This is a genomic window from Streptomyces poriferorum (assembly GCF_019399235.1).
Taxonomy (GTDB): Bacteria; Actinomycetota; Actinomycetes; order Streptomycetales; family Streptomycetaceae; genus Streptomyces; species Streptomyces poriferorum.
On record NZ_JAELVH010000331.1, the window covers coordinates 1 to 7,023 of the forward strand.

Sequence of the window (7,023 nt, forward strand, 5' to 3'; positions counted from 1 at the left end):
GTGGAGATCCTGCCGGGCACGAGCGTGTCACGTCAGTCTCCTGTCTCGTGCGGTGTGCCCGGCAGGATCTCCACCCGGCAGGTGAGGTGAGCGGGGCACGAGGCCTGGGCCACGGCCAGCACGCGGGCCGCGTCCACGGGCCGCCCGTCCGGTGCCCGGACCCGTACCAGCAGTTCCCCGGTCGGGGCGGAAGGCAACTGGCCCCCGGGTTCCGACGACCACGCGGCGCCGCCCCCGTCGTGGATGTCGGCCTCCACGCCGAAGCAGAGCCTGAGGTGTTCGGCGAGACCGCGGCGGGTTCCGCGCCACCGGTGGAGCTCGACGGCACGGGTGACCACGGCCCGGCGCAGGTCCGCCGGCCAGGCCGGGTCGAGGTCGGCGCCGACCCAGGACGACAGCCAGGGCAGGAAGTCGTCCGGGGTCAGCGCGGGGTCGAAGTAGGCCGGGAGGTTGTCGAGGGTGGAGAGGATGGGTGCCAGGACCGTGTCGAGGCCGGCCGTGAACCGTTGGGCCAGGTCGTCGTCCGCGTACAGGGCGGGCAGCAGTCCGCCGATCGGGTAGCGGCTGGGGAGTCCGGGGACCGAGGCCCTGGTCATGAGCGGCCGCCGGGCCCGGCGGCCGTGACGACGACCTGGTGCTGGTGGGAGAAGACCAGGGCGTTCGCGGCGACGTCGATGCGGTCCGCCGCCCCTCCCCGGCGTCCGGTGAGCGGGTCGGCGGGGAACAGCCTTACCTCGTCGACGAGTCGGACTCCGGGCACGGCTTGCAAAACGGCGAAGATCTCGCCGTACTGCACGGGGCGGCCGAACGGCCAGCCCGTCCCGTCCGTGCCGCCCCGCAGCGGGTCGATGTGGCGGAACAGCGCGTCCAGGGCCTCCGCCCGGACGCGGTCCGCGTCGACCGCGTCCGCGACCAGTTCGGCGACCACGGTGACGCCCACGTAGGCGGGCGGTTCCACGATCAGCCGGGTGCCGACCAGGCGCCGTTCGTCGAGCCGTCCGGAGACCGCCGCCAGCACCGAGTCCGGCGGGATCAGCTGCTCGAACCGCAGCCGGCCTCCTTCGTCGGGGACCGCGTCGGGCACCACCAGGACCCGCACCGCGCCGCCCTCGCCCGCGACGGCGGGCAGGCAGCGCACCCGGCGCAGCGAGCGCGCGGCCTCGCGGGCGATGACCTCGTAGTCCTCGGCCGTGACTGCCCGCTCCTGGACCCGGAGGATGTGGGGCGCGCGCGCCTTGGCGTTCTCGACGCTCTCGCCGTCGACCCCGCCGCGGGCCGCCTCCCGGTTGGCGACACCGGCGACGTACGGCACCGAGCTGCGCAGCACCCGGATGGCGCCCCGGGCCACGTTCCCGGCGGCCCCGCCGCCCGTCCGGTAGCGCGCGACGCGGAGTTGGGCGCCCTTCGGGGGCACCGCCCCGTACCCGCGCATCGTGCCGTCCGCCTCGCGGACCTCCGGCGGGAAGGCGAATCGGCCGGTGACGGCGTCGATCTGTACGTGACGGTCGTCCGGCGACGAGGCGCCGAAGTGCTCCACCGGTGTCCAGACCTGCCAGCCGTCGGCGGAGGACACCTGGACGACGGGCGGTTCCCCGTCCAGCAGGAGCGGCACCCTGCGTACGGAGTACGTCTGGCCGGCGACCCCTTCGGAGACGCCGAGCGGCACGTCGAGGACGGTCTCCGCGTGTTCGACGCCCGTGGTGCCGCCGACGGTGAAAACCTCGGCCTCCCGGATCGTCGGCGACTCCGAGTAGAAGGGCTGCCCCGGCTCGGGCGCGGTGACCCGGCAGCGCAGCCAGCCGGCCCTGATCCCGGCCGTCACCGAGGCGGTGTGCCCGGCGGGGACGAACACGGTGATCTCACCGGGCCGGTTGAGCCCGCCGGTGCTGTCCGTACCGGTCTCGCACAGCACCCAGCGGGCCCCGTCCCACGCCTCCCACACCAGCGGCGGCTGCCGGGGGTCGACGCCGACGCCCTCCACCCGGCTGTCCAGGCGTACGGCGACGATGCACCGGGGCACGGCGGTGGGCAGCCCGAACAGCAGGGCGTCGCCCGGTTCCGGCCGGGACTGGAAGCACGGGATGTCCTTGCCCGCGCCGAGCGGGGCGGTACGGTCGGTCTGGTCCCCGGACGCGGGGGCGGTGACCAGCCTGATCAGCGAACTCGGCACGATCGCCAGGTCCTCGGTGGTTGAGAAGACCACCGCCTCCTCCGTCTCACCGCGGGCGGTGGCGACCTCCGTACCGGCCGGGAGCCGTACGGTGTCCGGCTGCGGGGCGGACAGCCAGAAGTCGACGTCGGCACGGGCGACCGTCGGCGGGAACAGCTGTACGCCCAGCAGGTCGAGGAAGGCGGAGTAGTTCCGGTCGGGCACCCGGTTCAGCCGGTACAGCAGCTGGTCGACCATGTACGCGAACGTCTCGATGAGCGTGACCCCGGGGTCCGACACGTTGTGGTCGGTCCATTCGGGCGAGCGCTGCTGGACGTACCGCTTGGCCTCGTCGACGAGTTGCTGGAAGCGGCGGTCGTCCAGGTTGGGGGAAGGCAGGGCCATCAGCGCGCCTCCGATTCTTCTGAACTCCCGGAGGACGGGATCGTGTAGAAGGGGAAGACGAGGTTGCGCAGGTCGTTGGTGGACCGCACGGTGTAGTGCACGTCGATGTAGAGGGTTCCCTCGTCGACGGTGTCGAAGGCGACCACCACGTCCCTGACCTCGATGCGCGGTTCCCAGCGCTCCAGTGACGTACGCACCTCGTGCGCGATGCGGCCCGCGGTGGCGCCGTCGCCGGGCGCGAAGACGTAGTCGTGGATGCCGCAGCCGAACTCGGGGCGCATCGGCCGCTCCCCCGGCGCGGTGCCGAGCACCAGGCCGATGGCCTCCTCGATCTCCTGGTCCCGCTCGACCATGCCGATACCGCCCGTGGCACCGACCCGCAGCGGGAAGCCCCAGCCGCGGCCGACGAATCCGGCCCCGCTCATACCGGGCCTCCGATCAGGACGTTCGGCGCACCCATGATGATCTTGGCGCCGCAGCTGGTGGTGTCGCCCATGCGGGCGGCCGGCAGTCCGCCGATCAGGACCGCGCCACCGACCACGGCGGCCGGGTTCGGCATGACGACGTTCCCGGGTCCGAGCAGGGCGTGCGGAGGGATGACGCACACGTGGAGGCTGCCGGTGACGGCGGCCGGCCTGCCGCCGATCAGCACGGTGGCGACGGCGACCGCACCCGGTGGCGGGGTGCCGATGACGCCGCCGTGGACGGTGGGGTCGCCCGAGCGGGCTGCGGGGGGCATGGCTGCTGTTCTCCTTGCTGGGCCGGGGAGTCGGTCCCGGTGGCGGGTTCGGGTGTCAGTTGATCCGGATGAGCCTGGCCTTGAGGACGGCGAGCAGTCCGCCGTCCACGGTGACCCCGGTCTTGCCGTTGATAGTCACCGAGGCCCCCTTCACCTCCACGTTCCCCGTACCGGCGTCGAGCGTGATCCCCGACCGGCCCAGGGACAGGGAGCTCAGCACCCGGGAGGTGCCGCGGGCGAACACCTTCAGCGCGATCTCCCCCTTCCGCTCGTCCAGGGTGACCTCCAGCTGCTTGTCGCCGGTGGCCAGCCGTACTCCGGACGGGCCGCGCGGGGCGTCGAGCAGTTCGATCCGGTTGCCCGAACGGGAGACGAGGGAACGGCGGTTGACCTTGCCGCTGGTCGGGTCGACGAGCGGCACGTCGTGGGGCGACGGCTTGTCGACGCCGTTGTAGAGGCCGCCCAGTACGTAGGGGCTGTCCAGCAGGCCCTGTTCGAAGCCGACCAGTACCTCGTCGTTGACCTCGGGGCTGAAGACCCCGCCGCCGCCCTGGCCGCCCCACTGCACCGTACGGACCCAGTCGGACACGTAGATGTCGTCGAGCCAGGGGAACTTCAGCCGGACCGAGCCGCGTTCGCCCTTGCCCCTGCCCTCGCGGATGTCGGTGACGACGCCGATCGCGAGGCCCGGGATGCGGGGGCCGCGCGGGGGCGCTTCGCCGCCGCCGGTGAGTCCGGTCAGGGAGCGGTCGGGGGATGCGCTGACCAGTACGGTCGTGCGGTAGCCGCCGTGCGGGTCGAGGACGTGGTGGGACGCGGTCGCCGTGTAGCGGCCGGCGAAGGCGGGTCCGACGTTGCCGAGGGTGACGGGTTCACCGGCTCGCAGCCGGGGGTTTCCTTCTGCGACCGCCTCGATCTCCCCGAAGCCGGAGCTGACCCGTGCGGCCACCGCACCGGCCACCGCGCCGGCCTCGGCCTGGGTCCGGTACGGCGTGTCCGCGACCGTCATCCGGGCCTTCGGGCCGAACGCGCCGGCCGCGGCGGACGGGCTCAGCCCGGGGACGACCGTGGTGGAGCGGACGGACGGCTGGCGTGCCACGAGACGGGTCTTCGTCTCCACGTCCCAGCCGCGCACCTCGACGCTGTCCGCCCCGTCCGCACCGGTCAGCACGGCTCGCAGGGCCAGCAGGTTGCGCCCGTACTCCAGCACCATCGGATGCTTGGTCGCGGACGTGGCGGGCGAAGGCGCCGAGGCCGCCGGCTTCGGCTTCACGAACTGCAGCAGGCCCTTCTCGTCCACCCGTACGTGCGCGCCGCTCTCGCCCGCCAGGTACTGGAGGAAGTCCCAGTCCGAGATGTTGGGCTGCGTCAGCTGCTTGTACATCACGGGCGCCGCCTCGACCTTCCCGCAGGTGAGTCCGGCACCCGCGGCGACCTTGCGGACGATGTCGGCGGCCTTCATGTTGCGGAAGGCCACCACCTTCCGCCCGCGCTGGAGCCGGTGGGCCTTGGAGAAGGCCCGGACGACGGTGAAGGAGCCGGTGGTGTCGCTGTCGAGTTCGAGCGCGGTCACCTCACCGGTGAACAGCCGCTCGCGGGCCCGCTCCTGGACCGTGACCACGGAGATCTTCAGCGGGGTGCCGATGGTGATTCCGGTGGCGGTGAGCAGGGTGTGGTACGGATCCCGGTAGGTCAGCACGGCGGTGTCGGGAAGGCCGACGTTCTCGTCGACCGCGCAGCTCACCAGCTGGGCGGCCCAGGCCGCGGGAAGCTCGGCGGGCGCCTCGACGATCGGGTCGGCGGCGAAGGAACGGGCGGGTGCGGGGCTCACCGGGCGCCCTCCGGGGCGTGGTCTTCCAGTCCGGGCACGAGGAGTTCCGTGCCCGGGGCCAGCTGCATGGGGTCGTCGATGTCGTTGGCCTCGGCGATCGTGCGCCACGCGGTGGCGTCGCCGTACTCGCGCCAGGCGAGCAGCGGCAGGCTGTCCCCGGCGACGACCCGGTGCGTACGCCGTGCCTCCTTCGATCCGGAGGTGGGGTTCTGCCCGGCCGGGTCGACGCTCGCCTCCTCGATCGACAGGGAGCAGGTGGCGCGCAGCGGCTTGCCGTCGACGTCGAACAGCGTGTACGAGACGGAAAGGCTGGAGAGCACCCCGTCGAACGACGTCGTCTTCGACGTCCCCCAGTCGAACCGCACCCAGGGACTCGACGGCTTCTTGCGGCCCAGGCTGCCCGGGGTGGGCACACAGGCGGTCATCAGCTGCTCCACGGCCTTCTCCACCGAGTTGTCGTGAGTGGCGGTGGCGTCCAGGAAGACGTCCAGGGACAGCGACCGGGGCCCGCTGCCCACGAATTCGGGCAGCGCGGACTCGCCGGCCGTCCGGGAGGGAGTACGCCGCCACTCGGTGCTCTTGGACAGGGAGAGCGTCGCCGGATTGAACTGCAGCGTGAGGCGGGCGAGGGTGCCGGACGGTTTGGCGCCCACGTCCGTCGGCGGTTCCATGATGGTCAGCTGGGCACGGGCACGGCTCGTGCGGGCGGCTGCGGCCACGGTGTTCCTCCTTCCTGCGCGTCTGTGTCGTCAACTCGGTCGAGGGGGCGGGCCATCAGGACGGCACCAGGCCTTCGTGCGCGATCTCCAGGGTCTCGATCGCCGCCTCGGAACTGGACGGGTCGAAGGACGGCCCCTGCCAGCGCACGGGCACGATGCCCTGGATCTGCCAGCTGATGATCCGGCTGAGGTCCGGCCGGAGCGCGACGATCTCGCCGTCCTTGCGCTCCACCCGCTGGGTCGTCTCGTTCAGCCAGCGCGCGATCTTCAGGGTGTCGGCGGTGACGGGGCGGGTGAGCGTGATGTTGGTCCAGGTGATCCGCCCCGGCAGCTGCCAGGTGAAGCCGTTGTTGCCGCCCTCGGCGTACTGCTCCAGCTCGACCTCGGCGCCCAGCCCCGAGCAGGTGTGGAAGGCACCCAGGTCGCTTCCCCCGATGGCGAGCTTGAAGAACACGCTCGTCGCGAAGATGTTGTCCGTCATGTGCGCTTCTCTTCTTCTCTGCGGTCCGTGGAATGGCGGGGAGTTGCGGGGCGGCGGTGTCAGCGGCGGCCGTCGTACGGCCGTCCGGAGCGTTCCCGTCCTCTGCGCAGGTCGGCCCGGAGCAGCCTGCTGACCGGGTCGAGCAGCCGGCGGGCGAGCTCCTCGATGTCCACGCCGGCTGACTCGTTCGGCTGCGGCGCACGGGGGGCGTTCGGTCCGGCCGCGGGGACGTCCGCGGATGCGGCGGGGGTACGGGCGGTCTTCGCCTGGACCACCCGCACGGGCACTCCGGAGAGCCCCGCCTCGGCCACCGCCCGCTGGACCGCCTGGGCCTGGGAGCCCGTGGCGCGGTTGCCGGCGGCAAAGCTCAGGGGCGCGGGACTTCCCGGGCCGCCACCGCCCTGGGCCGGTCCGGGACGGGCCGGTACGGGACGTGAGGCACGCACGGTGAGCGCCTGCGGTGCGGCGGCCGGGGCGTCGTCCGGCGGAGCCGGTCCGACGGCGGGTGCGCCGGTCTCGGGTACCACCGGCAGCTGGAGCCGCTGCACCGGCACGGCGCCCCCGGGCCGGACGGACCCGGGCGGGTGCGGGCGCACCCCCCGTCCCGGTGGTGCGCCCGCACCCGCCCGGGTCCGTCCGGCCCGGGGGCGCCGTGCCGGTGCAGCGGCTCCAGCTGCCGGTGGTACCCGAGACCGGCGC

At 73.1% G+C, this 7,023-nt stretch carries 8 protein-coding genes; all 8 read right to left on the reverse strand.

Annotated features, from left to right (window positions below; translation table 11 throughout):
• Positions 1–32 precede the first annotated feature (32 nt).
• Positions 33–596 (reverse strand): phage tail protein, encoded by a 564-nt coding sequence (locus JGS39_RS34725; RefSeq protein WP_219573733.1) that lies wholly within the window; start codon positions 594–596, stop codon positions 33–35.
• Complete coding sequence (locus JGS39_RS34730; protein ID WP_219573734.1) at positions 593–2,554, reverse strand: putative baseplate assembly protein; 1,962 nt, start codon at positions 2,552–2,554, stop codon at positions 593–595. Before JGS39_RS34730 ends, JGS39_RS34725 begins: the two co-directional genes overlap by 4 nt.
• Positions 2,554–2,979 carry a GPW/gp25 family protein gene (locus JGS39_RS34735; protein WP_219573735.1) on the reverse strand — a complete coding sequence of 142 codons (426 nt, stop codon included), beginning with the start codon at positions 2,977–2,979 and terminating at the stop codon, positions 2,554–2,556. Before JGS39_RS34735 ends, JGS39_RS34730 begins: the two co-directional genes overlap by 1 nt.
• Positions 2,976–3,293: a PAAR domain-containing protein gene (locus JGS39_RS34740; protein ID WP_219573736.1), complete on the reverse strand. Its 318-nt coding sequence runs from the start codon at positions 3,291–3,293 to the stop codon at positions 2,976–2,978. The genes JGS39_RS34735 and JGS39_RS34740 overlap by 4 nt, the downstream gene beginning before the upstream one ends.
• A 55-nt stretch (positions 3,294–3,348) precedes the next feature.
• A complete protein-coding gene (locus JGS39_RS34745) occupies positions 3,349–5,124 on the reverse strand; it encodes a VgrG-related protein (protein ID WP_219573737.1) in 1,776 nt (591 codons plus the stop codon).
• Complete coding sequence (locus JGS39_RS34750; RefSeq protein ID WP_236064503.1) at positions 5,121–5,795, reverse strand: CIS tube protein; 675 nt, start codon at positions 5,793–5,795, stop codon at positions 5,121–5,123. Before JGS39_RS34750 ends, JGS39_RS34745 begins: the two co-directional genes overlap by 4 nt.
• Before the next feature lie 103 nt (positions 5,796–5,898).
• Positions 5,899–6,324, reverse strand: coding sequence for a phage tail protein (locus JGS39_RS34755; RefSeq protein WP_148017400.1), 426 nt, complete (start codon positions 6,322–6,324; stop codon positions 5,899–5,901).
• Between the two features lie 59 nt (positions 6,325–6,383).
• Positions 6,384–6,878, reverse strand: a complete 495-nt coding sequence (locus tag JGS39_RS34760) for a hypothetical protein (RefSeq protein WP_308120888.1) — start codon at positions 6,876–6,878, stop codon at positions 6,384–6,386.
• Positions 6,879–7,023 lie beyond the last annotated feature (145 nt).

Coding starts and splice junctions, on each gene's coding strand:
- JGS39_RS34750 (WP_236064503.1), bottom strand. CDS start 5,795: ATGGAACCGCCGACGGACGTGGGCGCCAAACCGTCCGGCACCCTCGCC.
- JGS39_RS34740 (WP_219573736.1), bottom strand. CDS start 3,293: ATGCCCCCCGCAGCCCGCTCGGGCGACCCCACCGTCCACGGCGGCGTC.
- JGS39_RS34755 (WP_148017400.1), bottom strand. CDS start 6,324: ATGACGGACAACATCTTCGCGACGAGCGTGTTCTTCAAGCTCGCCATC.
- JGS39_RS34735 (WP_219573735.1), bottom strand. CDS start 2,979: ATGAGCGGGGCCGGATTCGTCGGCCGCGGCTGGGGCTTCCCGCTGCGG.
- JGS39_RS34730 (WP_219573734.1), bottom strand. CDS start 2,554: ATGGCCCTGCCTTCCCCCAACCTGGACGACCGCCGCTTCCAGCAACTC.
- JGS39_RS34725 (WP_219573733.1), bottom strand. CDS start 596: ATGACCAGGGCCTCGGTCCCCGGACTCCCCAGCCGCTACCCGATCGGC.